Origin of the sequence: Methylophaga muralis, assembly GCF_001720165.1 — a bacterium.
GTDB lineage: Bacteria > Pseudomonadota > Gammaproteobacteria > Nitrosococcales > Methylophagaceae > Methylophaga > Methylophaga muralis.
Map to the genome: position 1 here is coordinate 16904 of NZ_MCRI01000017.1, position 25027 is coordinate 41930.

At 44.4% G+C, this 25027-nt stretch carries 27 protein-coding genes and 1 tRNA gene; 19 read left to right on the top strand and 9 right to left on the bottom strand.

What is annotated here, in order from left to right; genetic code table 11:
• Window positions 1-14 precede the first annotated feature (14 nt).
• The 11 genes from A9E74_RS08290 to A9E74_RS08340 all read left to right on the top strand — a co-directional run bounded on the left by A9E74_RS08290 (window position 15) and on the right by A9E74_RS08340 (window position 10071).
• Window positions 15-1259: a transporter substrate-binding domain-containing protein gene (locus A9E74_RS08290; protein ID WP_069296164.1), complete on the top strand. Its 1245-nt coding sequence runs from the start codon at window positions 15-17 to the stop codon at window positions 1257-1259.
• A gap of 69 nt (window positions 1260-1328) precedes the next feature.
• Complete coding sequence (urtB, locus tag A9E74_RS08295; protein ID WP_069296165.1) at window positions 1329-2222, top strand: urea ABC transporter permease subunit UrtB; 894 nt, start codon at window positions 1329-1331, stop codon at window positions 2220-2222.
• 2 nt (window positions 2223-2224) lie between these two features.
• Window positions 2225-3376, top strand: coding sequence for an urea ABC transporter permease subunit UrtC (gene urtC / locus A9E74_RS08300; RefSeq protein ID WP_084003005.1), 1152 nt, complete (start codon window positions 2225-2227; stop codon window positions 3374-3376).
• The gene (urtD, locus tag A9E74_RS08305; protein ID WP_069296166.1) at window positions 3373-4128 is read left to right on the top strand and encodes an urea ABC transporter ATP-binding protein UrtD; all 756 of its coding nucleotides are present in this window, start codon (window positions 3373-3375) and stop codon (window positions 4126-4128) included. The genes urtC and urtD overlap by 4 nt, the downstream gene beginning before the upstream one ends.
• Complete coding sequence (gene urtE, locus A9E74_RS08310; RefSeq protein ID WP_069296167.1) at window positions 4128-4823, top strand: urea ABC transporter ATP-binding subunit UrtE; 696 nt, start codon at window positions 4128-4130, stop codon at window positions 4821-4823. Before urtD ends, urtE begins: the two co-directional genes overlap by 1 nt.
• A 30-nt stretch (window positions 4824-4853) precedes the next feature.
• Window positions 4854-5309 (top strand): urease accessory protein UreE, encoded by a 456-nt coding sequence (gene ureE / locus A9E74_RS08315; RefSeq protein ID WP_069296168.1) that lies wholly within the window; start codon window positions 4854-4856, stop codon window positions 5307-5309.
• Window positions 5299-6009, top strand: coding sequence for an urease accessory protein UreF (locus A9E74_RS08320; RefSeq protein ID WP_084003006.1), 711 nt, complete (start codon window positions 5299-5301; stop codon window positions 6007-6009). Before ureE ends, A9E74_RS08320 begins: the two co-directional genes overlap by 11 nt.
• Before the next feature lie 30 nt (window positions 6010-6039).
• The gene (locus tag A9E74_RS08325) at window positions 6040-6738 is read left to right on the top strand and encodes an urease subunit beta (protein WP_069296169.1); all 699 of its coding nucleotides are present in this window, start codon (window positions 6040-6042) and stop codon (window positions 6736-6738) included.
• 2 nt (window positions 6739-6740) lie between these two features.
• Window positions 6741-8453, top strand: coding sequence for an urease subunit alpha (gene ureC, locus A9E74_RS08330; RefSeq protein ID WP_069296170.1), 1713 nt, complete (start codon window positions 6741-6743; stop codon window positions 8451-8453).
• Window positions 8450-9094, top strand: a complete 645-nt coding sequence (ureG, locus tag A9E74_RS08335; RefSeq protein WP_069296171.1) for an urease accessory protein UreG — start codon at window positions 8450-8452, stop codon at window positions 9092-9094. The genes ureC and ureG overlap by 4 nt, the downstream gene beginning before the upstream one ends.
• A 38-nt stretch (window positions 9095-9132) precedes the next feature.
• A complete protein-coding gene (locus A9E74_RS08340) occupies window positions 9133-10071 on the top strand; it encodes an urease accessory protein UreD (protein ID WP_069296172.1) in 939 nt (312 codons plus the stop codon).
• Window positions 10072-10208: 137 nt separating this feature from the next.
• Here the strand turns inward: A9E74_RS08340 and A9E74_RS08345 are convergent, their stop codons facing one another.
• Window positions 10209-11159 carry a chemotaxis protein CheV gene (locus A9E74_RS08345; RefSeq protein WP_069296173.1) on the bottom strand — a complete coding sequence of 317 codons (951 nt, stop codon included), beginning with the start codon at window positions 11157-11159 and terminating at the stop codon, window positions 10209-10211.
• A 159-nt stretch (window positions 11160-11318) separates the two neighbouring features.
• Here A9E74_RS08345 and flgA point away from each other — a divergent pair, with 159 nt between their 5' ends.
• The 3 genes from flgA to A9E74_RS08360 all read left to right on the top strand — a co-directional run bounded on the left by flgA (window position 11319) and on the right by A9E74_RS08360 (window position 12899).
• Window positions 11319-11993, top strand: a complete 675-nt coding sequence (gene flgA, locus A9E74_RS08350; RefSeq protein ID WP_245652115.1) for a flagellar basal body P-ring formation chaperone FlgA — start codon at window positions 11319-11321, stop codon at window positions 11991-11993.
• Window positions 11994-12079: 86 nt separating this feature from the next.
• Window positions 12080-12394: a flagellar biosynthesis anti-sigma factor FlgM gene (gene flgM, locus A9E74_RS08355; protein ID WP_069296174.1), complete on the top strand. Its 315-nt coding sequence runs from the start codon at window positions 12080-12082 to the stop codon at window positions 12392-12394.
• 16 nt (window positions 12395-12410) lie between these two features.
• Window positions 12411-12899 (top strand): flagella synthesis protein FlgN, encoded by a 489-nt coding sequence (locus tag A9E74_RS08360; protein ID WP_069296175.1) that lies wholly within the window; start codon window positions 12411-12413, stop codon window positions 12897-12899.
• Window positions 12900-12916: 17 nt separating this feature from the next.
• On the opposite strand, the gene hemH is transcribed toward A9E74_RS08360, so the two are convergent.
• Together hemH and A9E74_RS08370 are read right to left on the bottom strand one after the other, a co-directional pair.
• Window positions 12917-13930: a ferrochelatase gene (gene hemH, locus A9E74_RS08365; protein WP_069296176.1), complete on the bottom strand. Its 1014-nt coding sequence runs from the start codon at window positions 13928-13930 to the stop codon at window positions 12917-12919.
• Between the two features lie 8 nt (window positions 13931-13938).
• Complete coding sequence (locus A9E74_RS08370; RefSeq protein ID WP_069296177.1) at window positions 13939-14853, bottom strand: TIGR01777 family oxidoreductase; 915 nt, start codon at window positions 14851-14853, stop codon at window positions 13939-13941.
• Window positions 14854-14964: 111 nt separating this feature from the next.
• On the opposite strand from A9E74_RS08370, the gene A9E74_RS08375 reads away from it, so the two are divergent.
• The 3 genes from A9E74_RS08375 to A9E74_RS08385 all read left to right on the top strand — a co-directional run bounded on the left by A9E74_RS08375 (window position 14965) and on the right by A9E74_RS08385 (window position 18025).
• Window positions 14965-15909, top strand: coding sequence for a YbgA family protein (locus A9E74_RS08375; RefSeq protein ID WP_069296178.1), 945 nt, complete (start codon window positions 14965-14967; stop codon window positions 15907-15909).
• Between the two features lie 128 nt (window positions 15910-16037).
• Window positions 16038-17015: a histone deacetylase family protein gene (locus A9E74_RS08380; RefSeq protein WP_069296179.1), complete on the top strand. Its 978-nt coding sequence runs from the start codon at window positions 16038-16040 to the stop codon at window positions 17013-17015.
• A 119-nt stretch (window positions 17016-17134) separates the two neighbouring features.
• Window positions 17135-18025, top strand: a complete 891-nt coding sequence (locus A9E74_RS08385) for a crotonase/enoyl-CoA hydratase family protein (protein WP_245652116.1) — start codon at window positions 17135-17137, stop codon at window positions 18023-18025.
• Between the two features lie 7 nt (window positions 18026-18032).
• Here A9E74_RS08385 and A9E74_RS08390 read toward each other — a convergent pair whose 3' ends face one another.
• Together A9E74_RS08390 and A9E74_RS08395 are read right to left on the bottom strand one after the other, a co-directional pair.
• Window positions 18033-20591: an ATP-binding protein gene (locus tag A9E74_RS08390; RefSeq protein WP_069296181.1), complete on the bottom strand. Its 2559-nt coding sequence runs from the start codon at window positions 20589-20591 to the stop codon at window positions 18033-18035.
• An 89-nt stretch (window positions 20592-20680) separates the two neighbouring features.
• Window positions 20681-21721 carry an HD domain-containing phosphohydrolase gene (locus tag A9E74_RS08395; protein ID WP_245652117.1) on the bottom strand — a complete coding sequence of 347 codons (1041 nt, stop codon included), beginning with the start codon at window positions 21719-21721 and terminating at the stop codon, window positions 20681-20683.
• 307 nt (window positions 21722-22028) lie between these two features.
• Between A9E74_RS08395 and A9E74_RS08400 the strand changes: the two genes are divergently transcribed.
• Complete coding sequence (locus tag A9E74_RS08400; RefSeq protein ID WP_069296182.1) at window positions 22029-22397, top strand: sirohydrochlorin chelatase; 369 nt, start codon at window positions 22029-22031, stop codon at window positions 22395-22397.
• A 12-nt stretch (window positions 22398-22409) separates the two neighbouring features.
• Here A9E74_RS08400 and A9E74_RS08405 read toward each other — a convergent pair whose 3' ends face one another.
• Both A9E74_RS08405 and pqqA read right to left on the bottom strand, forming a co-directional pair.
• Window positions 22410-22697 carry a hypothetical protein gene (locus A9E74_RS08405; RefSeq protein ID WP_141696789.1) on the bottom strand — a complete coding sequence of 96 codons (288 nt, stop codon included), beginning with the start codon at window positions 22695-22697 and terminating at the stop codon, window positions 22410-22412.
• Between the two features lie 72 nt (window positions 22698-22769).
• Complete coding sequence (pqqA, locus tag A9E74_RS14935; RefSeq protein ID WP_081443609.1) at window positions 22770-22841, bottom strand: pyrroloquinoline quinone precursor peptide PqqA; 72 nt, start codon at window positions 22839-22841, stop codon at window positions 22770-22772.
• Window positions 22842-23062: 221 nt separating this feature from the next.
• Between pqqA and A9E74_RS08410 the strand changes: the two genes are divergently transcribed.
• A tRNA-Arg gene (locus A9E74_RS08410) sits at window positions 23063-23139 on the top strand.
• A 6-nt stretch (window positions 23140-23145) separates the two neighbouring features.
• On the opposite strand, the gene A9E74_RS08415 is transcribed toward A9E74_RS08410, so the two are convergent.
• Both A9E74_RS08415 and A9E74_RS08420 read right to left on the bottom strand, forming a co-directional pair.
• A complete protein-coding gene (locus A9E74_RS08415; RefSeq protein ID WP_084003008.1) occupies window positions 23146-24351 on the bottom strand; it encodes an OprO/OprP family phosphate-selective porin in 1206 nt (401 codons plus the stop codon).
• A gap of 29 nt (window positions 24352-24380) precedes the next feature.
• The gene (locus A9E74_RS08420) at window positions 24381-25013 is read right to left on the bottom strand and encodes a DUF502 domain-containing protein (protein WP_069296185.1); all 633 of its coding nucleotides are present in this window, start codon (window positions 25011-25013) and stop codon (window positions 24381-24383) included.
• Window positions 25014-25027 lie beyond the last annotated feature (14 nt).

The following is a 25027-nucleotide window of genomic DNA, read 5'->3' on the forward strand; positions in this document are numbered from 1 at the left end:
AAAGGGAAAAACTGATGAAATTAGTTAAAAACCTAATGCGTGATTTAAAAACAGCGGCCTTGGTGGCGAGTGTTTCCATCATGAGCTCCAACTATGTTCATGCTGATGAAGAGATAAAAGTGGGGGTGTTGTTTTCACAAACTGGCGGCCTGTCCATTGTTGAAAAATCACTTGCCAGTGCCACGATGATGGCTATTGAAGAAATTAATGAGGCTGGTGGTGTTAACGGCATGATCATCAAACCTATTTTGGAAGATGGTGCCAGTGATCCAAAAACATTTAATGAGAAAGTCAGCAAGCTGGTGATTCGTGATCGGGTAGCGACGGTGTTTGGCGGCTATACCTCAGCTAGCCGTAAAGCCATGCTGCCGGTTATTGAGCGACGCAAAAACCTTTTGTTTTATCCGACCTTTTATGAAGGTTTTGAATGCTCCAAAAATGTGGTTTATACCGGCTCAGTCCCTAATCAGCAGTTAAATAATTACATTCCATACTTGGTTAATACGCTAGGTAAGAAGAAATTTTTCATTGTCGGTTCGAATTATGTCTTTCCTAAAGAAATGGCAAAAGTCGCGAAAAAACTCATTGAAGAAAATGGTGCTGAGTGGGTAGGCGATGATTATCTGGAATTAGGACATTCAGAATGGGGATCTATGGTCAGGAAGATCAAAGATAGTGGTGCCGACATTGTTTTATCCAACGTCGTCGGTGACTCCATTATTGCTTTCTACCGGGAATTTGCCAATCAGGGTATTTCACAAGCGGATATTCCGATTGCCTCTACAGTTACGTCTGAAATTGAGGTCGCAGCATTAGGTGGTAGATTTGCTGCTGGCAGTTACACCTCTTTTCCATACTTTCAGGCAATTGATACAGCCGAAAACAAAGCTTTCATAGAGCGTTATCAGGCGTATACCAAAGATGCCAACGCAGTTACTCATCATGCAATGGAATCGGCCTATTCAGGGGTTTATCTGTGGGCTGCTGCTATAGAAAAATCAGGAGATGTCACCCCTGAAGGGATTCGTGATGCTGTTAAAGGGGTTAGTCAGGAAACACCGAGTGGATTAATGACCGTCAGTAGGGACAATCTTCATACCTCAATGACACCACGCATCGCGCAATGGCAAGAAGACGGACAAGGGCTAATTGTTGATGAATATGACAGTCCCGTGTTGCCGCTTCCTTATTCCGCCTACGGAGAAACTGCAGAATCGCTTTATTGCAGTGAGTCAGGGCTAGATAGTTCTAAATTGTAACGTTAAACATTTCTTTATCCACCCTGACTGAAAGGATGTAGTCAGGGTGTTTAACGAGGAGTATTTGAAATGTTAGATACAGTGTTTATAGGTCTTAGTCTCGGTTCGGTCCTGCTCTTGGTTGCCCTTGGATTATCGATTGTATATGGCTCGATGGGGGTCATTAACATGGCTCATGGTGAGTTAGTGATGATAGGTGCTTACACCGCGGTGCTGTCACAAATTTATCTGGATATAAATTTATTCGCTGCAATCCCTCTCGCCTTTGTAATTTGTGCTGGATTAGGACTGTTGATTGAAAAACTAGTGATCCGTCGACTCTATAACCGTTTGTTTGACACCTTGTTAGCCACATGGGGCGTGGCCATTCTGTTACAGCAAGCGATCCGCTTGGAATTCGGTTTATCTTTTTTTGGTATTCATGTTGACGGATTGGGTCCTGGATTACAGTCGGTAACCGTACCAAAGGTACTCAGCGAACCGATTATGTTAGGGGATTTTGTACTTCAGCCCTATCGAACTTTCATTATTTTGATTTCCATTGTCCTGGCAGCGTTCACCTGGTTTTTGATGTATCGCACCCGAATCGGCCAACAAGTTCGAGCCATTATGCGTAATAAAGAAATGGCGGCCGCGTGTGGTATTGATGTCAAGAAAATAAATGCGTTGACCTTTGCTTACGGTTCGGGGTTAGCCGGCGTGGCAGGGGTAATGATGTCAGGGTTTAAAACGGTTATGCCTGATATGGGCAGTGCAATGGTGGTAGACGGATTTCTGGTCGTAGTTGTCGGTGGAGTAGGTAGTTTGGTCGGTTCAATTGTGGCTTCCGGTGTATTGGGGCAATTGACGAGTTTTGTGGCATTTTTCAGTAATGACATTATTGCCCGGGCAGTAGTATTTGCCGTCGTCATTTGCATTATTGTGTGGCGTCCGCGCGGCCTGTTTAATTATAAAGGGCGCTAGTTATGACGCATTCACATTTGAAAATAATGGCTTATGTAATCTTTATTGTCACCGTGTTGATGTTGCCTTTGGCACTGGATGAATTCTGGTTGAACCGTACTGCGAAGTATTTAATTTTCGGCATGCTTGGTGTGGCTGTTTCACTAAGTTGGGGCTATGCAGGAATACTCAATCTGGGGCAGGGTATGTTTTTTGGTGCCGGTGCTTACATGCTGGGTATGAGCTTGAAACTAGCCAGTCCAACCAGCTTGGAACAAGGTACTGAAAGCCCTATTCCGGACTTTATGATGTGGAACGCGGAGCCCAATGCGGTTATCGATTTATGCTGTATCAATAGTGGCTCATTTTTGTGGATACCGTTTCAATCACAAACGTTTGGTTTGATTATGGCAATCGCGCTTCCAGTGCTGTTTGCCTGGGCCTTAGGGTCAATCATTTTTAGTAAAGGTATCTCGGGCGTATTTATTTCCATTATTACACTGGCATCCGTGTTGTTGATGAGATTACTGGTGGTGGATAACCAAGCGTTGACGGGAGGCTTTAACGGTTTAACAGATTTAGCCTGGTTTACTGTGTTTGGCTATGAGTTTGATCCATATAGCGTGACCACCTATTACCTGGTGGCTTGCTCACTTATCGTCGTTTTATTGTTGACACGATTACTCATTAACAGTCGTTCTGGGCTGATTTTGCAGTCAATACGAGATGATCAAAATCGTGCGAAATACCTGGGTTTTGATGCTGCTGCCTATCAAACCTTTTTCTTCTGTGTCTCAGCGGCGATTTCAGGGTTTGCTGGTTTGTTGTATGTCATTACCTCAGAATTTGCGTCGCCTACCTTTATGGATTTGACCTTCAGTATCACGATGGTGATATGGGCAGCTGTGGGTGGCAGAGCTTCAATACTGGGTGCCTGTATAGGGGCAATTGCGATTTCCATGCTTGGGTCATCGGTCAGTGAAAGTGAACTTTTTGTTGAGTCCTGGCAAGCCATCTTGGGATTGTGCTTTGTGTTGGTTGTTTTATTCATGCCTAACGGTTTAGCTGGAATTGCACATGGACTTTGTAAAAAATTCGTGGCACGACAAGACGACAAGAAACAGCGAAACGAGCAAAACAAAGCAGAAGAATTAACTAAAGGAGGAGCCGCATGATCGAATCAAAACTCGATCTTTATATTGATGGCTTGGGGGTTAATTTCAGCGGTTTTCAGGCAGTCAGCAATTTCAGCATGGTGGTTGCGCACGGTGAAATGCGGGTATTACTTGGTGCTAATGGTGCCGGTAAGACTACCTTAATGGACATGATTTGCGGCAAGACCCAATCAACGGAAGGAAAAGTCTTTCTCGGTGAGCAAGAAATTACCAATAAACCACCTCATGTCATTGCTCGGCTAGGTATTGGTCGTAAATTTCAAATACCTAGCGTCTTTAAAGAGCTAACGGTTCTACAAAATCTATCGGTGGCTGCCATGAAGCAAGTTTCTGTATTTGCCAACTTGGGCTCGATGAAACGGCAGATCCATATGGATCGTTTAGCAGAAGTTATGGAACTGACCAACCTGAACAAGAAGGCTGATCACGTTGCTGGAACTCTGTCACACGGAGAAACGCAATGGCTTGAATTAGCAATGTTAATCATCCGCAACCCGAAGGTTATCTTGCTCGATGAACCAACCGCGGGCATGACGGCAGATGAAACATTAAAAACGTCTCGAATCATGAATGACTTAAAAGGTAGGCACACGATTATTGTCGTGGAACACGATATGGCGTTTGTCCGGGAGATTGCCGACAAAATTACGGTTATGCATCAAGGCAAGTTTTTAGCCGAAGGACGCATCAGTGAAATCGAAAAAAACCAGGCGGTAAAAGATGCTTACTTAGGAAGTGGAGGCATTGCGTAATGTTACAGCTTGAATCAGTTAATAGTTTTTACGGTGGCAGTCACATCCTGCACGACATTAATCTGGAGATAGAAAAGGGCAAAATTTTTGCGGTATTAGGCCGTAATGGCGTGGGTAAAAGTACGTTATTAAAAACCATAATGGGGTTAACCAGTTCGATGACTGGAAAGCTACTGTTGAATGAGGACGATCTCAGCACTAAAACCACATTTTCACGGGCACGTGCCGGTATTGGTTATGTGCCGCAGGGACGGGAAATCATTCCAGATTTCAGTGTGAAAGAAAATATCTTGATGGGTCGTTTTGCGGACATCAATGGCAAAGTCGAAATCCCAGAATTGGTACCCGAACTGTTTCCATATTTGATGGACAACTTGAACCGGGCGGGTGGTTTACTCTCTGGTGGGCAGCAACAGCAGTTAGCCATTGCCAGAGCCTTGGCCACCAATCCGGATATTTTATTATTGGATGAACCCACCGAAGGCATTCAGCCGAATATCGTTGAGCAAATTGAAGAATGCATTATTACCCTCAACCAAAAACTTAATTTAACCATCATTCTGGTTGAGCAAAACATCCGTTTTGCCAAACGTGCTTCCCATGGATTTGTTTTTTTAGATAACGGACGGGTCGTGCTGACCGGAAAAGGTGCTGAACTTACCGATGAACTGGCGAATAAACATTTAACGATTTAGCAAGATCGGTCAAAGCCAAGAGGAAACAAAATGATTGTTCTGAGTGAAATTATTGGCAGTGCAAATGATGAGTCGCTTTCTGAAAAGTTGCATCAGTTGCAGCATCAAGGCGGTGTGGAAATTATTAAACTGAATGTGAGTGATACCTCACGTAGCAGGCAAAAAGTGATTACCGATAAAGGCACAGAGTGCGGTATTGCATTATCACGATCCCAGAAATTGTATAACGGTGCCGTGCTCTATCTGGATAAACATCAAGCTTTTGTCATCAGAGTTAATGAAGAGCAGTGGTTACGTTTATCGCCGATTGATGCTGAAACCGCGTTGGAACTTGGCTACCATGCCGGTAATTTGCATTGGCGTATTAGGTTTGATGGCACTGATTTGTTAGTAGCGCTGGAAGGTCCAGCCCAACGTTACATTGACCGAATTGCGCCGTTAATTGATAGCAAACGTGTGGTTTGTGAAACTCCCGATGCATGCTGAGCAAGTGTCCAACTCTTCACATTCGGCTGCCTTTGGTATGTTGAATATGCTGCAGTTTGGGGATAGTCAGTTTCCAAGTGGCAGTTTTGCATTTTCCGGTGGACTTGAAGCGTTATTTAACGATAAAAAAATAGCTACACCCGAGCAAGTTTATGACTTTATCGCCGCCCAACTGAGTGGCCGTTGGAATAGTTTGGATCGTGTTGCGTTAGGCCGAAGTTTTCACAACGCCAATCAGTTGGATATTGTCGTAGAAATTGACCAAGAAGTTGATGCTTTAACGTTATCAGAAGGCTTAAGAATTGGCTCCTGTCGAAATGGTGCCGCTTTATTAAGTATGCATGCACGCTTAGGTACGCCAGGTAGCCTTGAGTATCGTCAAAAACTACATAACCATGAAGCCACCGGACATGTGGCGGTCATTCAAGGTTTGGTGTTTCGCCATTGCGGCATGACATTGCTTGAAGCCCAAGTGGCCGGAGCACATGGGGTCTGTGCAGACTTATTGGGCGCCGCAATGCGCTTAGGGAAGTTAGGGCACTTACATGCACAGCTAATTCGGCAGAACTTAACGTCACATATTGCCGAACTTCTGGAGCAACCGGTTTCCGACATACAACAAATGCACAGCTATTTGCCTTCTACAGAAATTGCAGCGATGCGCCACGAAATAAGTGATCAGCGGCTGTTTGCCAATTAACAAATAACCGAGGATATGCGGAGAAATGCTATGTATCTAACCCCATCTGAACTTGAACGATTGACGATCTATACTGCCGCAAAGTTAGCTCAAGAGCGACGTGATCGAGGCCTGAAATTAAACTACCCGGAGGCGACTGCGATTATTGCCAATGAAATATTGGAAGGCGCTCGTGATGGCCGTTCCGTTGCAGATCTCATCAGTTATGGCAGCACAATATTAACCACGGATGATGTTTTGCCCGGTGTGAACAGCATGATGCACATGCTGCAGGTTGAAGGTGTCTTTCCTGATGGTTCCAAGTTAGTCACCGTCCATGATCCTATCCGTCCCGGTAGAGAGTTAGTGCCAGAAGATAGCATCATACCGGGCGAATTATTCCCGGCAGACGGTGAAATCGAGCTTAATGCTAATCGTAAAACCATCACCATACGTGCAGTTAATACTGGTGATCGTCCGATTCAGATAGGCAGTCATTATCATTTTTTTGAAGCCAATAAAGCCTTGCAATTTGATCGTGCAGCCGCCTTTGGTATGCGTCTGGATATTCCTGCCGGCACGGCTGTGCGCTTTGAACCCGGACAAGAAAAAGAATTTACCTTGTGTGAGTTTGGTGGGGAAAAAGCCTTATATGGTTTGAATAACTTAACCAACGGCAAGGTGACTGATAACACTATCCGTGAAGCGGCCTTGAAAAAAGCCAAGGCAGAGAACTTTCTAGGAGCATAACAATGGCAAAAATGGGTCGTTTGGAATATGCACAAATGTATGGTCCCACCACGGGAGACGGTATACGTTTGGGTGATACCAGTTTGATCGCAGAAGTCGAACATGATTTCACCGTGTATGGTGATGAATGTTTGCATGGTGGCGGTAAGACGTTGCGTGATGGCATGGGCATGACTTCGGGGTTAAACAGTGAAGACGGTACGCTGGATATGCTGTTATGCAATGCGCTGATTATTGATCCTGTTGTTGGCATCGTAAAAGGTGATATTGGTATTAAGGATGGGAAAGTTGTTGCCATTGGTAAAGCCGGCAACCCAGCCATTATGGATGGTGTGGATCCTCGCTTATTGGTTGGGCAGGCCACTACAGTCAGAGATTCGGAAGGTTTGATTGCCACCCCAGGCGGTATTGATGTGCATGTGCATTTTGATAGTGCCCAGTTGTGTGATCATGCACTGGCGTCTGGGCTCACCACGCTGTTTGGCGGCTCACTTGGCCCAATCACTGTCGGAATAGATTGTGGTGGGGAATTTAATGTGGGGAAAATGTTACAAGCGGCTGAAGATTTTCCGGTGAATTTTGGTTTTCTGGGGCGGGGTAATTCCTGTAAACCGCGAGCTTTGTATGATCAGATTGAAGGCGGCTGTGTTGGGCTTAAAATTCATGAGGATTGGGGGGCAACACCAGCCACAATCGATACTTGCTTGACCGTTGCGGATGAACTGGATTTCCAGGTGCAATTACATACCGATACGCTCAATGAAAGTGGCTTTGTTGAGAACACAATGGCGGCAATTAAAGGTCGCACCATCCATATGTATCACACCGAAGGCGCGGGTGGTGGTCATGCTCCGGACATCATTTCTGTGGTCGAACAAATGAATTGTCTGCCTTCCTCTACCAACCCCACCAATCCTTTTACTCACAACACTTTCGATGAACATTTAGATATGACGATGGTGTGCCATCATTTAAATCCGGCAATTCCTGAAGATGTCGCGTTTGCTGAAAGTCGTATTCGGGCACAAACCATTGCAGCCGAGGATATTTTGCATGACATCGGAGCCATTTCAATGCTGGGTTCGGATAGCCAGGGAATGGGGCGTATTAATGAGGTGATTACCAGAACCTGGCAGCTTGCCAGTAAGATGAAAGATCAGCGTGGACGGTTAGATACTGAAACTTCCAGAATTGGCGACAACGAGCGTATCAAACGATATATCGCCAAATACACGATTAATGCCGCGAAAAGCTTTGGAGTTGATCAGCATATCGGTTCGATAGAGCCGGGAAAGATGGCCGATATTGTGTTGTGGAAGCCGGCGATGTTTGGCTCTAAACCGGAAATTATTGTTAAAGGCGGGTTCATTGTCTACGGCGCGATGGGGGACAGTGCAGCTTCTTTGATGACCTGCGAGCCCATCATTATGCGGCCACAGTGGGGAGCATTTGGATTGGCCAAGCAAAAGCTGAGTGCAAACTTTGTGAATCCGCTGGCGATAAAAAATGGTTTGGCCGAAAAGTTGGGACTGAAGAAACAGCTGCTGCCGGCAAGTGGCACCCGAAATCTCAAAAAGAGCGATATGTTGCACAACGATGTTTGCCCTGAAATGCGAGTCGATCCACAAACCTTTGATGTGTTTGTGAATGGCGAATTAGCGACATGTGAACCCGCGACCGAATTGCCCTTAACTCAGAGGTATATATTGAGATGAAGTCATTAACATTGTCAGTAATGCCTGGTCCAGCGAGAGTAGGTATCGGCGGACCGGTGGGGTCAGGTAAAACGGCTTTAATCGAAAAGTTAATCCCTGCTTTTAAACAACGCAATATCGAAATTGGCGTAATTACTAATGATTTGGTTACCAAAGAAGATGCAGAGCGGCTTCGTAAAAGTGGCTTAATTGCACCTGAACGCGTTGCTGCAGTAGAAGCGGGAGCTTGCCCACATACCGTTATTCGTGAAGATCCGACGTTGAATATTGAAGCGGCTGAACAAATGGCGCTCAAATTTCCACAGATAGAACTGATTTTAATTGAAAGCGGCGGTGATAACCTTGCTTCAACGTTTTCATTGGATTTGGTGGATCAGTGGATGTTTGTAATTGATGTGGCGGGTGGAGATGATATTCCCAGAAAGAAAGGCCCAGGAGTACTACAAAGTGATTTGTTAGTAATAAACAAAAAAGACTTGGCGCCATATGTTGGTGTGAATTTTGACGCGATGTACGCTGAAGCGTTAGCCGTGCGAGAGAATCGTCCGGTTGCCGCGATAAATAGTCGTTCTGGTGAAGGCGTCGAGGCTGTTGTTGACTTTATCGTGAACAATTTACTGTTTAACAAAACTGCAGCCTAAGCACTCATGTGGACAATTGCTACTCTGAAGGAATGTTGATGAATGGTTTCAGCGAAGGGCCAAACAACATCAGCTTGGCGGCTACATCTGAAACATCCTCGATTTTGCCCCCGGTTTCATTGACTCAATCGCGGCGTGCCAGGGCAGCGTTAACCTTTTCAACCGATCCCTCAGGGAAAACGTTTCTGGCAGGTCAGAGAGCCGAACATCCGTTTCATCTCACCAGACCATTTCAGTTTAAACAGGACCCTGAGGGCATGGTCACGCTTTATTTACAGTCATCCTCCGGCGGTCTGTATCGCGGCGATGAGTTGAAAATGGATGTAAAACTTGAGGAAAATGCTCAGCTGCATTTAACCACTCAGGCCAGCACAATTGTTCATCACACTCGAGGCCAGACAGCAAAACAATCTCTCAACTTAAAACTGGCAAAAAACAGTTACTGTGAATATCTACCAGACCCGACTGTATTATTTAGTGGCGCAGCGTTTTGTTCTGATATTCGAGTAGAAATTGCTGAAAATGCCCGTCTTCTGTTGTCGGATAGCTTTAGTTGGCATGATCCGCGTTATAAAAACAGAGCTGCCGATGAGGTTGCCGATCAAGCTTTCGATTTTTATCACAGCTCTATCGAAATCTTTAACCAAAAGGGTAAAGCGATTGTGCTGGATAGATTTCGTTTAACGGGTGAAGTCGCCTTAAGCCAAAACTGTGCAGTGCATGGTGAATATGAAGCTCAAGGAACCATTCTACTCATAGATTTGGCGCTATCGGAGCAGGTATTACTTTCTTTAAGGGAAATGTTGTATCAAGTTACGGATTGCTATGCTGGCGCTTCAAAACTTCCTAACGACAGTGGTTTAATTATTCGCTTTTTGGCGGAAGATAATATTGCTTTGCAGCATCTACTGCTGCAAAGCTGGATTTTATTGCGTGAACAATTGTTCGGTAAAACACCACTACAAAGACGAAAGTAGTCTTGGCCTTAGCAATCAGAAATATCTTTATCAGCTCAGAAACTCAATTTCGTTTAACGTCGAAACTCAAATTAATCCGTTCAAGGTCATAACCTATACAATTCGTACAGCAATAAGAATTTCTTGTGCACTAGTTTTCAGCTGGTTTGTTCGGCTTTATCCCGCCACTCTTCCAATAAGCCTTGTACGGTGATAGCCAGATCATCCGGGGCAAATTTAGCGATAAATTTATCCGCACCGACTTTTTCCACCAATGCATTGTTAAATGTGCCGCTCATTGAGGTATGCAGCAAAATACGTATATGTTTCAAATTTGGATCCTGGCGGATCGCGGTGGTGAGGGTATAGCCATCCATTTCAGGCATTTCGATATCGGAAATCAGCATTGCGATATGTTTGCTGACATCAATACCTTCGGCAGCCCATTCTTTCAGCTGATCTAAAGCCTGTTTACCGTCGTTAACAATAGTGCAGCTGACGCCAATCTGTTCCATGGTGCGACGAATTTGATTGCGGGCAACACTGGAATCATCGGCTACCAGAATATGGTGTTTATACTCTGCGTTGGCTTCTGCAAAACGCGTTACTAAATCCGCTGAAACCGTATCATCAACTCCCAGTACTTCGGACATGACTTTTTCTACGTCGATTATCTGGATCAATTCATTATCAATCTTGGTGACCGCAGTCATGTAATGATTTGAGCCCGATGCGGTAGGGGGCGGGAGAATATCTTTCCAGCTGATGTTGACGATTCGATCTACTTCACTGACTAAGAATCCCTGCACATTGCGGTTATATTCGGTGATGATGACAAAATGTTCCCGGGGATTCACTACTGGCCGTTTGCCAATACCTTGGGATAAATCAAAGATACTGATGGTTCTATCGCGGATATGTGCTGCGCCTCGAACAACCGGGTGCGAATGAGGCATCTGCGTTAGTGGTGGACAAGCAATGGCCTCACGGACTTTAAATACGTTAATGCCATAACGCTGCGTACCACCTAACTTAAATAATAAGAGCTCTAACCGGTTCTGACCGGCAAGTTGGGTGCGTTGGTCGATACCATCAATCATGCTTGCCATAATAATTCTCCAAATCGATACCCTGAGTATAACGGCAGTAAGAATGAAATCTGAACTGAAATTATGGGAATGATATTTGCAGTGAGGATTATGTTTATTGCTTTACCGTGCGAATTGCCGGGGGAAACCATGTATAAATTATTCAGGAATTTAATATTAGTGTTAAGTGTCAATTTATTGACATTTACCGCATCTGCCAGCAATCTGCAATCCTTGGCAGAGGTGGAACATGCTGCGTACGTCTTTACCCTAGCCCAGGCTCAAGCGCGATTTAATAACCCTGAAATCACCTTAACTCCTTTAGATAAAAGGTTACGTCTGCAAAATTGTGGTGGCGGGCTTGAAGCCTTTACTAATCGGGACCTGACCAGTGCTGGCAATGTGACTGTCGGCGTGCGTTGTCATCAGCCAGTGTCTTGGACGGTTTACTTGCCATTGCAGATTAAAGTGATGCAGCCAATGGTGGTTATTGCTCGTCCAGTGTCAGCCAATCATGTATTGACCGAGCAGGATCTGCGGATTGAACAACGCGATATTGGAAATCTTCGGCAAGGTTACATGGCAAGTATTGCCGCTGTGGTTGGGCAACAGGTTAAATACTCTTTGGGTTTGGGTACGGTGATTCAAGCTAATCATTTACGCCCATTGAATGTGGTGAGACGCGGCGAATCAATCGTATTGGTCGCCAGTGCCGGAACAATGGAAGTAAGAATGCAGGGAACGGCGATGGCTGATGCGGGAGTGGGAGATCGCGTACGGGTGAGAAACTTATCTTCCGATCGCGTAGTAGAAGGCATAGTCGACTCTCCTGGTGTGGTACGCGTTACAATGTAAACAAATATCTAGACCGATTCACATTTTATTCAAGTTTATTTAATTCGGTCCGCTAACAAATATAGAACCAATATGGAGACATTTATATGTCGGATATTAACAATATAAAACCACCCGTGCAGGGCGGGCTGAATGCGCCGCGCAATGCCAGCGTTGAAGACAAACGCACAGCGGACACCACTGCAAATCCGGTCAAAACTGGCGGGGATGCTGCAATGGATAAGATTAGCTTGACGGCAACTGCCACTCAGCTGCAAAGCTTGCAACAAAAAATTGCCGCTTTACCTGCTGTAGATGAACAAAAAGTGGCGGCTTTACGTGCAGCAATCGAAGATGGCAGTTATCAAGTGGATAGTCAGAAGTTGGCACGAAATATGATTGATTTTGAAGGTAACCTATAAACAAGGAATCTTCATCATGGCCATGTCACCCGGACAACAATTACGCAGTGTTTTACAGTCCGAATTAAATGTTGCCACTCAGCTAACCGAGCTCCTGGCTGTTGAACGTGAAGCTCTTGCATTATCTGACATTGATACCATCAGCAATATCAACACCCAAAAACAGCCTTTAATCATGAAACTTGAACAACATGGCCGTCAGAGAGACGCCCTGTTGACGACTTCGGGGTTTCCTGCTGGAAAGCAAGGCTTGGAAGCGTTTATTGATAATCAAAATGAAGATGACGGTGTTGCTTTAAATCAGTTGATAAAATCCCTAAAAGTCATTGCCAAAAACTGCCAGCAACGCAATCAGATAAATGGCGGGATTGTCAGTATTAACCGTCAATACTTGCAGCGGGCTATATCGGTATTACGTGGCAGAGACCCTGAATCAAGTGCTTACGGACCCGGTGGTGAATATACCAGTGCAGTAGTTCGCCAACCGCTTATCGGCCGTGTGTAAACTAGTATCAATAGATCCTAAGGCGCTTCACACCACTGCGCTAACAAATCCACCCAGACAGGATCATCATTGAGGCAGGGAATCAGAGCTAATGACCGACCGCCTGCTTCAATAAACACTTCTTCTGCACGAATAGCGATTTCCTCAAGCGTTTCCAAACAATCAGTGACAAATGCCGGGCACATCACCAGGACATTCTTAGTGCCGTTTTGAGCTAATTCAATCAAACGATCTTCGGTATTTGGCCCAAGCCATTTAGCTCTTCCCAGCCGTGACTGAAACGCTACTGAATAGCTGTCAGGTTCAAGTTTTGCTTTTTCTGCAAACGCCGCTGTTGTTGCCATTACTTGATGTCGATAACAGGTTGCATGTGCTGCGTGGGGTGTGGTGCAGCAATCAGCGTGTTTCAAACAATGCTGACCACTCGGGTCGCGTTTGAGAATATGCGATTCTGGTAAGCCGTGATAGCTGAACAGCAAATGGTCATATTCTTCCATCAGATAGGGTCGCGTTTGTTCCACCAACGCATTGATATAGCCCGCTTCCTGGTAAAAAGGCGACTTTATCGTCAGAGTAATATCAAGTTTATGTTGAGTGATAACCTGTTTTGCCGTTTCAATACAAGTGGTTACCGTGCTATCGGCGAAATGTGGATATAACGGCACAAATAAAACTTCCTTTATCCCACTAATCTTTGCCAATTTTAATAAACCCGCTTCAATGCTTGGGTTGCCATAACGCATGGCAAGCTCAACCGGCATATCAACTTGTTGTTGTACCGCTTTATGCAGCTTTTCAGATAAGGCAATAAGTGGTGAACCATCTTCTGTCCAAACGCTTTGATACGCCTCGGCAGAAGCTTTGGGGCGGCTGGGTAAGACAAACAAACTGACAATAAGCCGCCGCATCAACCAGGGTAGTTGAATCACGTAGGGATCCATTAAAAACTGATTGAGATAACGTCTGACGGAAGGTACGTCAGGGTTGTCGGGAGAACCTAGATTGACTAGTAAAACGGCACGTTGCGTCATGATAATTATTATTTTTTGTTAGAAGAGTTAAGAACATCGCTTAGCGCGCTTTGAATATCAGTATAAAGAAATTCAAAGCCGGAAGCCTGAGCTTTTTCCGGGATTGCTCGTTGTCCACCGAGTAATAAGTCAGCCATTTCACCCATTGCAGTCTTGAGTACACATGCTGGCACTCGAAAAAATGCCGGACGATGCAGCGTTTCGGCCAAAGCTTCACTGAATTGCTGATTTGTGACTGGTCTGGGTGCGGAACCGTTAAATACACCGGAATACGCACGGTTTTCTGCTAAAAATAAAAATAGCCGGCAGATATCATCAATATGAATCCAAGGCATATATTGCCGCCCATCACTTATTGGCCCGCCTAAGCCCATTTTGAACGGCAGTAGCATTTTGCTAAGAAACCCGCCTGATGGAGAAACTACTAAACCGGTGCGAACTATCGCGACACGCATGCCCAGTGATTCTGCTGATAAAGCTGCTTTTTCCCATTGGTCGCATAATTCATGACTGAAATCAGCTTCAAAATCACTTTCTTCAGTCAGAATGGTTTCGCCTTGATTACCATACCAGCCAACTGCTGAGCCGCTGATAAAGCTATGGGGCCGGCTGGAGCGTTTAGAAAGTTGCTGAATCAAATCCTGCGTATAGGTCACCCTACTTTCTAGAAGGAGTTGTTTCCGTTGCTCAGTCCAGCGTTTATCAACAATGGGTGCGCCAGCCAGATTGATGACAATATCGATATGATCATCTACAGGTAACGCTGCGACAGATTCAGCGCAGTGTACTTGAGGGCCAAGAATTTTTTGGGTTTTTTGACAATTACGACTTAACGCAAAAACTGTTTCGCCATTATTGAGTAATCTTTGACACAGCGCTTGGCCGATGAGTCCTGATGCACCGGTTATTAAATAAGCAGCCATGATAATTCCCTCAGTAAAGTTATGATTATTGCTTGTATAGAGTCATAACAGCTGGCAAAGTTTACTAACATTAAGGATAAAACCATTTATTAATGGTTTAACGAGCATTTGATGCGAATTAAAGTCGGAATCAGTAGTTGTTTATTGGGTGAAAATGTACGGTTTGATGGCGGACATAAACATCTGCGCCTTTGCACCGATAGTTTGTCGCGTTTTTTTGAGTTTGTTCCCGAGTGTCCTGAAGTCGGTATCGGAATGGGCATTCCTCGTAAACCGATTCGATTAGTAGGTGATGTGCAAGCGCCCCATGCCGTTGCGGTACATGACTATCAATTGGATTACACGGCAGAGTTAACTGCTTTTGGTCAACAGAAAGCCCGTGAACACAAAGGTTTATGTGGCTATATCTTTATGAAAGACTCACCGAGTTGTGGTTTATTCCGAGTAAAGATTTATCAGAAGAATGGTTATCCAGCAGCCGAGCCGGGGAGAGGCATTTATGCCGATGTTTTAAAAAAGGCACATCCATTGATGCCGATGGAAGAGTCCGGCAGATTGAATGATCCACTGTTGCGTGAGAATTTTATCAGTCGCGTATTTGCTTATTCCGACTGGCAGCAACTTCTAAATGCTGGTCTGACGCACCACAAACTGATTAACTTTCATACCCGTTATAAATATTTATTGATGGCACATTCTCCAGTGTATTATGCCGAGCTTGGTCGAATGTTGGCGGATGCTGGGAATCATGATGTTGAAGCATTGGGAGAGCGTTATTTCAGCGCTCTAATGATGGTTTTAAGCGAAATAGCTTCGCGTAAAACCCATACCAATGTTTTGATGCATATACAGGGGTATTTGAAGAAAAAGCTTTCCAGTGCTGAAAAGCAGGAACTGGCTGACATTATTGACCGCTACCGCACGGCAGAATTACCACTGATTGTGCCGATCACCTTGTTAAAGCATCATTTCAATAATTATCCGGATCCTTATATTGCCAAACAGGCCTACCTACAGCCGTATCCTGATGCATTAAGTCTGAGAAATACCATATAGATTTTTCAATCGTCAGAATATTGAGAGGGGCTAGCTGACTTTTTGAATTTAGTCATAAACTAGGTGTATGGTGAAACTTGTCATTTCGAATTGATGACTGAAGTAGTAAAGCCAGCCAGGAAATGGAAATGCAACGCAGAGATTTATTGAAGTTTGGTTTATTGAGTGCCGTCAGTACCAAAACCTCGGCAGCCAGCCCAACGGCATTGACTGGTCTGGTTATTGATCCGGGATTTGCCGAACATCACATAATGCCTGAACATCCTGAATCTCCAGCCCGATATGAACGATTGCGCGATGAGTTGGATGTCAGTGATCTGATGTCCAAAGTGACCTTGCTTAAACCCAAAAAAAATATTGAATCGGAATTATTGCTGGTACATTCCGCTACACATATTGCGTCAATAAAGCGTCACGATCCTAGGGCGCATCAGGCAGCGATGCTGGCAACTGGTGGCGTATTAGTTGCAGTAGATGCTGTGTGTAAAGGCTTATTGGATAACGCATTCTGTGCTTCCCGGCCGCCCGGTCATCACGCAACTAATACTGGAAAAGAAGAGGGGTTTTGCTATTACAATCATGTTGCAATCGCTGCTCGTTATGCCCAGAAACGCTATAAATTAAAGCGAATTTTGATTGTTGATTGGGATTATCATCACGGCAATGGTACCGAATGGGCTTTTTACCACGATCCTTCCGTGTTGTTTTTCTCCACTCATGATGCAGATGCTTACCCTGGAACGGGCTCTCCGGATAAAACAGGAACCGGGGCTGGAAGAGGGTTCAATATCAATGTGCATTTGCCCTGTGGTAGTGGTGACAATGAAGTTGTGGCCGCGTTTGAAGACATACTTATTCCCGCTGTAGCCGAATTTAAACCTGATTTAATCCTTATTTCTGCTGGTTTTGACAGTCGTCAGGACGATCTGTTGGGATGTCACAAAATCACCGACCAAGGCTTTATTCAGCTTACAGAAATTATGTTGCGATTAGCGAAGCAACATTGTGATGGCAAGCTGATTTCGGTACTGGAAGGTGGCTACAATTTGGCTGGAAATGCCAAAGCCAGTGTGGCGCATTTAAAAACATTGATGAAAACAATCTAACCATCTGATTTCACGTTTGATATTAACGGCACAGTTCGTGCTAAACCTTAAAAGAATCCAGTTTAGTGACAAATTTCAGTCACTTGTTGATTGGCAGCCCAAGCCCTTTTAAGGAGAAAATGATGAACGCTGTTGTGAAACTCAGAGACGAGAACGAAGCTGGTCTTGACCAGAATCAGGCAAAGCAATATCAACATCTGAATACTTATTATGATCCAACGTATAAAATTGGTTGGTTTATGATGGATGCTGCTCCCAGGCCTTGTTTTACCCCCACCTTATTAAACGAGTTATCGGATTATCTGGCCAATGTTAAGGCTGAGATGCAACTGACCAATCAGGAAAAATATGATTATTTGGTGGTTGGTTCGAGTGTTGACGGGGTGTTTAATCTTGGTGGTGATTTAAATCTGTTTACCTCGCTGATTGAAAAAGGCGACCGTGAAGCCTTATTAGGTTATGCCATCCACTGCATTGATATTCTTTATGACAACATGTTCCACTTTAATTGTGATCTGACGACAGTCAGTCTGATTCAGGGTGATGCATTGGGCGGTGGTTTTGAAGCCGCCTTATCCAGCAATATTATTATTGCTGAACGCGGTGTGAAGCTGGGCTTACCGGAAGTATTGTTTAATCTGTTTCCAGGAATGGGCGCTTACACTTTGTTATCTCGAAAAGTCGGCGCTGCCAATGCAGAGAAAATGATTTTGTCGGGCGCGCTTTATACTGCTGAAGAGCTTTATGAAATGGGCGCTATCGATATTCTGGCCGAGAAAGGTGAGGGCGAGCTAGCTTTGTATAAATACATCAAAGCAGCTAAAAAATCGCCAAACAGTTATAAAGCCATGTCTCGCATTAAAGATCTGTGTAATACAGTGACTTATGAAGAGCTGGTGGCTATTGCCAATATCTGGGCTGATGCAGCTTTAAAGTTGACCAGTAAAGATATTCGCATGATGACACGACTCGTTAATCGTCAAACTGCGAAATCGAATAGCGAAGCATAGCGGCTTGCTATCTGTCGTCGGCTTTTATTGAACGCCCTTGACCTTTAAGGGCTGTCTCTAATTCGGCAAGAGTTTGATAAAAAGCGTGTTCCAGCTTTTCAGTAAGACGTAATACCTGAACAGAGCCGATATCAAAAGGTTTATACGATTCACCCTGACGGCAGAGTTCGGCAACGTTATTGGCGCCTAGTTCAGATGAAGAACCTTTTAACGCATGTAAGCTTTCGCGATAAGTCAGGTAATCATCATGTGCTGCTTGATGGATCAATTTAATATGTTTAGTGCCATCTTCTTTATAACCATTAAACAACTGCTTTAAGAAGGTTTCACCGCCGCCTAGCTGAGATAGCTCAATTAGAATCTGCGGATCACACCACTGCTGGGTGGAAACCGAAGATTGATGTGCGGGTTTGCGAGTTTTGGCTTGGTCCTGATTATTGAGTGCCAGGCGGGCAATAGATTCCAGCAATGAACGCGAATCAATTGGCTTAGTGAGAAACTCATTTGCTCCGGCTTCCAGACAACGTTGTTTGGCCTGTGGCGTGGCATCGGCCGTTAAAATAATAATCGGGATATCGTGTCCGGTATCCATGTAACGCATGGCTCGGATAACTTCGGGACCACTATAATCCGGCATGTTCATATCCAGAATCAGCATTTCAATACTGTCAATTTGTTGACTCAAAATATCTAATGCCTGCTCGCCACTGCTGGCCAGTAATACTGAATGACCGGCATGACGCAGAATGCCTTCGAGAACTTGTTGGTTCACCAGATTATCTTCGGCAATCAGGATATTTAATGCTTTAGCGTACGATTGAGCGGCGTAATGCTGAGCCAGGGTAATGACTTTTTCATCCTGAATGGCATGATTACTTTGCGCCGCATGGATCGCATTAAACAGAACAGGTTTCACCTGAACATCATGCACAATTGAAATGAAATGATGACGTAATCTTGGATCCTGCTTACTTAAATCTGATGGATTCAACAAAATCAGTGCGGTATTGGCCAATAATGGTTCACCATGAATCATATTGGCAAACTGGATCGGATCAATGTCATGCATGCAATCTTGGTCCAACATAACCGTCTGGTACGGTGTTTGACTTTCTGCTGCCCGAATTAAAGCTGAAAAGGCTTTGGCAGTAGTGTCGACATGTTGATAATTCACTGACCAACCATTGATGATAGGTTTAATAAGATCATGCAGTGAAGCGGTGCTTAAGATCAGCATAGGGCTCTCGGATAAAGTTAAGTCAATTGTCTCATTGGCCGTGAATGGCAGTTCAAACCAGAACAGGGTGCCTTCTCCCAGTTCGCTGGTCACACCAATCTCACCGCCCATCAGTTCAACCAATTCCTTGGCAATCGTGGTGCCTAAGCCTGTTCCGCCTTTGTTCAGTGTATCAGGTGAGATCTGAGTGAAGTCATCGAAGACGCGTTGCAACGCTTCTGGTGGAATGCCAATCCCGGTATCACTGACTTCAAAGCGGATCCACAATTGTTGGTTCGATTTGTGATTGCTGGGTTGCACCGAGAGTTTAACGGCTCCGTTGTCGGTAAATTTAATACTGTTACCGATAAGATTGATCAGCACCTGACGCAGATGTTGTAAATCGCCATTGATGGAGAAGGGCAGAGCAGGGTCGATATAGCAATTTAGATGTAATCCTTTGGCGTTCGCCATCGGCTTTTGCATGCCAATGATGCTATTCAGTAATTGATGTAAATCGAAAGGTTTATCACTGATTAAAATCTTGCCAGCTTCAATTTTGGCGATATCCAACACGTTTTCAATCAGACTCAGCAAAGTGTGAGCTGAAGTTTTCATGATTTTAACAAAGTCATGTTGTTGCTTATTGAGCTGGGTTTCAGCCATTAAATCAGCAATGCCGATAACGCCGTTTAATGGTGTGCGCAGTTCATGTGACATATTAGCCAGAAAACGACTTTTTGCTTCATTGGCCTGTTTTGATAACGCGATAGCGACATGCAGCTTTTTAATCAGAAAAGCCGAATACAACGGAATGATCAGCAATAAAAATAACAGGCTGTAACCAAATGGTTCATGTTGAGGATGCTGCCAATATTCACCATTTAGAATGGCGATGGTAAAGCCGATAAGGCCAACGATTAAAGAGATATAAAGGTAATTCACCCCAAAGCGAAAGCCGTTGCCTAGAATGACCCATAGATACAAAACAAACAAAAAGACACTTTGTTCTCCGGCAATCAACATGACAATAGAAAGTGCAGTGAGGTCCAGCAGAATGCCACACACTCTGCGGATAGGGGACGGCTTGGGATTGAGAACCAAAGCCGTTGCAATTACTAATGCCAGTGAATAGTAAGCAAGTGTAATCAGGCTTGGAAAACTGATGAGGTTTTCGACAAAGGTTCTTTCAACGCCCCATGGCAGACAAAAATAAATTAACAGGGCAATACCCAATGTCAGGCGGATTTTTATCGCCTGTTCAGGTTCGGTATCTCCGGTTTTTGGCATTTTGGCGAACAGTCGCGAAAGCAATTTTTCCCCTTGAGGTTGGACGAGATTTTTGTTCATAGTATCCGGGCAAAGCTAGTCAGCATATTCAGCTTGAATTTGTTGAATGGCATCAATCCGATCAAAAAAAGCTTTTACACAGCGCGGATCTAACTGTGTTCCGGCACTTGTTTGATATATTTGCAGGCATCTTCATTGGACCACGGCTTTTTGTAGGGTCTTTCGGTGACTAAAGCATCATAAATATCAGCCACTGCCACGACTCTGGCAATCAGTGGGATTTCCTCTCCCTGCAACTGATTCGGATAACCTTTTCCATCATAACGTTCGTGATGATGCAGTGCGATCACAGCTCCAATGTGCATGTATTTGGATTGACTGTCAGAGAGAATTTCGTGCCCGATAGTGGTATGAGTTTTCATGATTTCCCATTCATCGGGATCCAGTTTTCCAGGTTTCAATAAGATCCGGTCAGGAATACCGATTTTGCCAATATCATGCATGGGGGCGGCATATTCGAGATCTTCACACTGCTGTTCATCAAAATCACCCAACGCTTCAGCAATAAATCGAGAATATTTCGCCATACGGATAACATGATTCCCGGTGCCTTCATCACGGTATTCACCAGCTTTGGCCAAACGAATAATAGTTTCTTTTTCTCTTAAGATGATTTGTTCGGTAGCGATTTCGACCTGGCGGGCCAGCCATTTAGCGCGATCTTCAATGATGAGATGCTGTTCATGCATTTGCAGCAGGTTACGACAGCTGGTGCGACATTCTATTTGATCTATGGGACGTATCAGAAATGCAGTGGCTCCAGCATCTAGTGCTTCGTAACGCACTGCTTTCTCACTGACCACCGTGATCATCATGATAGGAACACTTTGAAAATCGGGGTTTTGACGAACGCGCCGGATAAACTCGATGCCATCAATTTCTGGCATACGGTAATCCGTTATAATCAAATCAGCCTCATGCTGATTCAGCCACTCAAGGGCATCGGCAGAATTACTTAGCGCCGTAACATGAATATTTTCGCCAATTTGCAAGACTATTTTTTCCAAAATAGTTCTGCCGGTAGATTGATCATCGACGATCAACACCTCTTTGGTCTTCTTAAGAATGCTCAATCTCCTTGCCGATTCATAAGGTTTTAAGTTGTCAGGACGACCATATTGGTTTGCCAAGACATGATCCTCATTAACTTGCCCTTCCGTTACATCCCTGCATTGGCAGTTTAATTAACAGAAGTCTTTCCCTTGAATCTGTGTCAGTTATTTTGTTTAAATACGAATGCTTTTTATCACCGCATTATGCTGACACTGTTCATGGCTGTCCATCCCATTTGAGTTGTGAACAAATACTTAATAACCTCTTTGGTTTGAATCGAGGTAAATAAATTTTGTCAGCAAAAATGATTTTGAATCGAAATCTCAGAAGACCTGAATAATCTGTTCACGTGTAATTCACGTGTTCAATAGGATCATATTATCCATGAAAGCTTTATTACTAATTGCCCATGGCAGTCGCCGCCAACGTTCAAATGATGAAGTCATCGAACTTGCCGACAAACTTAAATCAGAATGTGCTGAGCACTACGACATTGTGCAAGCTGCCTTTCTAGAACTTGCAGACATCTTAATTGCCGATGGAATTGAAAATTGTGTGAATGACGGTGCGACGCACATTACGGTATTGCCATACTTTCTAAACTCCGGGCGTCATGTCACCGAAGATATTCCACATGATATTGATGTGGTAAGACCTAAATTCCCGGATGTGCAGATTTTTATTGCGGACCACATTGGCGCTTCGTCAGCGATGATTGGTATGTTAAGAACGGCAGCAATCGCTAATCAGTGATTTTTTGCTTTATCAAGGTTTTAAAAATCTTGAAGCAATGATCATGGAGTCGGTTGGTCTTTCACGTTGCACCTGCCAGCCTTGAGCCAAAATATAGTCAAGCGCCTGTTGGTGACTCTCAAACTTTTTATAAACCGCTTGTTGCACTCCATCAATCTCTGAGTGAATGATAAAAAGCGTTGGACCAACTTGTTCAATACGACATTGTGGAAGGCGTGACATAGTGGTTCTCCAGTGCTTAATAAATTCAGAATCGGTGGTTAATAAATAATCTAAAGATGCAGTATAGGCTTTCTGCAATACCAAAACCTCAGCAAACTTAAGACACAAAAAAGCCCCTTTGCAGGGGCCTCTATGTTAAAGCAGTTTGGTTTAACGGTTACAGATGTACATAGTAACTTCAAAGCCGAAACGCATATCTGAGTATTCTGGTTTAGTCCACATGATAGTAACTCCTGAGTGAGAAAAATGCTGCTTGGTACGATTCACATAATAGGCATCTCGCTACAGGTTCTGTAGCGGATATTGCTCGACAGGAATCAGTATTTTCCTTGATTAAAAATGGAAGTTAAGCATTAAACCCAATACCTCGTTAACGTATGATTAATCCCAAACGGATCTCATAGTTCATAGCCACGACCCTGACTGTTATAATCACCGCCGATGTCCCTGTAGCTCAGATGGATAGAGCGTCCCCCTCCTAAGGGGAAGGTCATGCGTTCGAATCGCATCGGGGACACCAAAAATATTAATAAATTATTTGCAGTCGTGATTGGAAAATAGCGGGGGAGGCGTTGGTGAATTCTCCGCCATCAACTTTCAGAACCTTTACATATTCGCTGCTAAGACTGATATTTCGGTTTAATACCCAAGTGAGCCCTGTAGTCAGGTTTTGTTGACGTCCACCAGTAATTGGGTGATTAGTTAAATCTAACTCGCTTAATCGCATGCCTAATCGCCAAGCACCCCAGCCACCATGTTGGACAGAATGGGCCGGTCTTAACCGTCCAAAAGTACCTTTTTCATGGTTGTATGGTTGTGGTTCACCGCTGGCAATCCAGGTTAAATCAATATGCCAGCCACTAAAATGAATATTTTCGCCGGAGTCAGTTTGATTGATTCGGGCTTTGCCAACATGACTGTAAATATATTCAGCTTGCAGCGCCCACGGACCTCTGGCGATAGCAGATTCTATTCCTAAATAGGTGTAGCTATCGGCAATAAAGGTTCGTGTGTCGATTAATCGAATATCGGTATTTCTCGTTTCAGGGCGTTGGCGAAAACGAACTTCTTGTTGGCTATCGGTATTTCGATGTGCAATACCTAAACCGAAATGAACTATTCTGCCAGCATCGCTTTGTGGGGCGAATGTAACGCGGGCTGAGGTGCCAAATTTTGTATCGTTGCTACTGCTTTCAGTGCCTGTTGTGAACATGCCAGCCGCTGCTGTCCAATGGTGTGTGTGTTTGTGAAGCTCAACCCCTAACGATCTGGGTGGTGTCAACAGACTGACTAGCGAGCGTTCGAGAAAAGCCAAATCCTGCACGCTGGTCAGCCGTTCCATGCCAAACGGTTCTTTAAAATGACCTACAGTAAAGCGGGTGTTGTCGGCGCTGGTATAGCGGATAAACGCATTACGAATCGCTGAACGATCATCCCTGGCAAAGTCATAAGTAAAATCGATAGAAAGATGCTCTCCGATTTGAGCACTGCTGGAGAGTCGAGCACGTCGAACATTCCATTCGTTATCAAAATCGGTGCGACTATCGTTAATAAAAACTCCCCGATCCAACTGCAAGCGGGTGCCGCTTTCAAATTGAAAGAAATCATCTTTGCTGCTGTAGCAAAATAACGAATCACAGTTTTTTTTAGCGGGTTCAGCCAGACTGAACCCAGGTAAAAATAATAATCCCAAAACGACGTAGGGAAGGTAGCGTTGATAGAGCAAAGACATTCCTTTGTCAGTTAACAGTTTGATAAGGCTTATTTCTGAAGAATTATTTTTGATTGGTGCGATTCTGTCTCGCTATCTGACAAGCCTGCCGTCAAAATCCATCGCATAGTGTCTTCGTTAGACATTTTTAATGATCTGACTTGTTCGCGTGGCAGACAGATGGTGTAGCCACCAATCTGATAACTCAGCGGCAGATAAACGGCTACCAGATCATTTTCCTCTTCTTCATCCTGGGTCATTTCGAGCAAATGACTGACATCGTCTTTCACCAGAAAGCCAATAAATTGCACGCCACCAATAGTAACCGCCACGGCATGATTCAGATTGTCCTGTTGCTTCTCACGAGAGAAGAATTTGGTGAAATCGCGCAATGCACCATGAATCGATTTGACCAGCGGTATGCGATCTAATATGGATTCACCGATATCGAACAGACGTTTTACCAACCAGGCATTTACGGCGATACCGATAACAAAAATTAAGCCAATAGCAGCTAATAAACCCAGCCCTGGCCAGTAAAAATCATAGGGCAAAATAGCAATCATCATGGGACGCAAGGCTTGTTCCGCGGAGACGGCCAACCAATAAATCAAATACAACGTTAGTGTGACCGGGAGTACCGTTGCCAAACCTTTTAGAAAAGTTTTCCAGACAAATTGCATAAAGCTGCTTCCCG

Coding starts and splice junctions, on each gene's coding strand:
- A9E74_RS08415 (WP_084003008.1), bottom strand. CDS start 24,351: ATGTCTTTGCTCTATCAACGCTACCTTCCCTACGTCGTTTTGGGATTA.
- A9E74_RS08400 (WP_069296182.1), top strand. CDS start 22,029: ATGAAAGCTTTATTACTAATTGCCCATGGCAGTCGCCGCCAACGTTCA.
- A9E74_RS08385 (WP_245652116.1), top strand. CDS start 17,135: ATGATGAACGCTGTTGTGAAACTCAGAGACGAGAACGAAGCTGGTCTT.
- urtB (WP_069296165.1), top strand. CDS start 1,329: ATGTTAGATACAGTGTTTATAGGTCTTAGTCTCGGTTCGGTCCTGCTC.
- ureE (WP_069296168.1), top strand. CDS start 4,854: ATGATTGTTCTGAGTGAAATTATTGGCAGTGCAAATGATGAGTCGCTT.
- A9E74_RS08380 (WP_069296179.1), top strand. CDS start 16,038: ATGCAACGCAGAGATTTATTGAAGTTTGGTTTATTGAGTGCCGTCAGT.
- A9E74_RS08320 (WP_084003006.1), top strand. CDS start 5,299: ATGCATGCTGAGCAAGTGTCCAACTCTTCACATTCGGCTGCCTTTGGT.
- A9E74_RS08325 (WP_069296169.1), top strand. CDS start 6,040: ATGTATCTAACCCCATCTGAACTTGAACGATTGACGATCTATACTGCC.
- A9E74_RS08390 (WP_069296181.1), bottom strand. CDS start 20,591: ATGAACAAAAATCTCGTCCAACCTCAAGGGGAAAAATTGCTTTCGCGA.
- urtE (WP_069296167.1), top strand. CDS start 4,128: ATGTTACAGCTTGAATCAGTTAATAGTTTTTACGGTGGCAGTCACATC.
- A9E74_RS08420 (WP_069296185.1), bottom strand. CDS start 25,013: ATGCAATTTGTCTGGAAAACTTTTCTAAAAGGTTTGGCAACGGTACTC.
- A9E74_RS08340 (WP_069296172.1), top strand. CDS start 9,133: ATGAATGGTTTCAGCGAAGGGCCAAACAACATCAGCTTGGCGGCTACA.
- A9E74_RS08375 (WP_069296178.1), top strand. CDS start 14,965: ATGCGAATTAAAGTCGGAATCAGTAGTTGTTTATTGGGTGAAAATGTA.
- ureC (WP_069296170.1), top strand. CDS start 6,741: ATGGCAAAAATGGGTCGTTTGGAATATGCACAAATGTATGGTCCCACC.
- urtD (WP_069296166.1), top strand. CDS start 3,373: ATGATCGAATCAAAACTCGATCTTTATATTGATGGCTTGGGGGTTAAT.
- A9E74_RS08370 (WP_069296177.1), bottom strand. CDS start 14,853: ATGGCTGCTTATTTAATAACCGGTGCATCAGGACTCATCGGCCAAGCG.
- hemH (WP_069296176.1), bottom strand. CDS start 13,930: ATGACGCAACGTGCCGTTTTACTAGTCAATCTAGGTTCTCCCGACAAC.
- ureG (WP_069296171.1), top strand. CDS start 8,450: ATGAAGTCATTAACATTGTCAGTAATGCCTGGTCCAGCGAGAGTAGGT.
- urtC (WP_084003005.1), top strand. CDS start 2,225: ATGACGCATTCACATTTGAAAATAATGGCTTATGTAATCTTTATTGTC.
- flgM (WP_069296174.1), top strand. CDS start 12,080: ATGTCGGATATTAACAATATAAAACCACCCGTGCAGGGCGGGCTGAAT.
- A9E74_RS08345 (WP_069296173.1), bottom strand. CDS start 11,159: ATGGCAAGCATGATTGATGGTATCGACCAACGCACCCAACTTGCCGGT.
- A9E74_RS08360 (WP_069296175.1), top strand. CDS start 12,411: ATGGCCATGTCACCCGGACAACAATTACGCAGTGTTTTACAGTCCGAA.
- A9E74_RS08290 (WP_069296164.1), top strand. CDS start 15: ATGAAATTAGTTAAAAACCTAATGCGTGATTTAAAAACAGCGGCCTTG.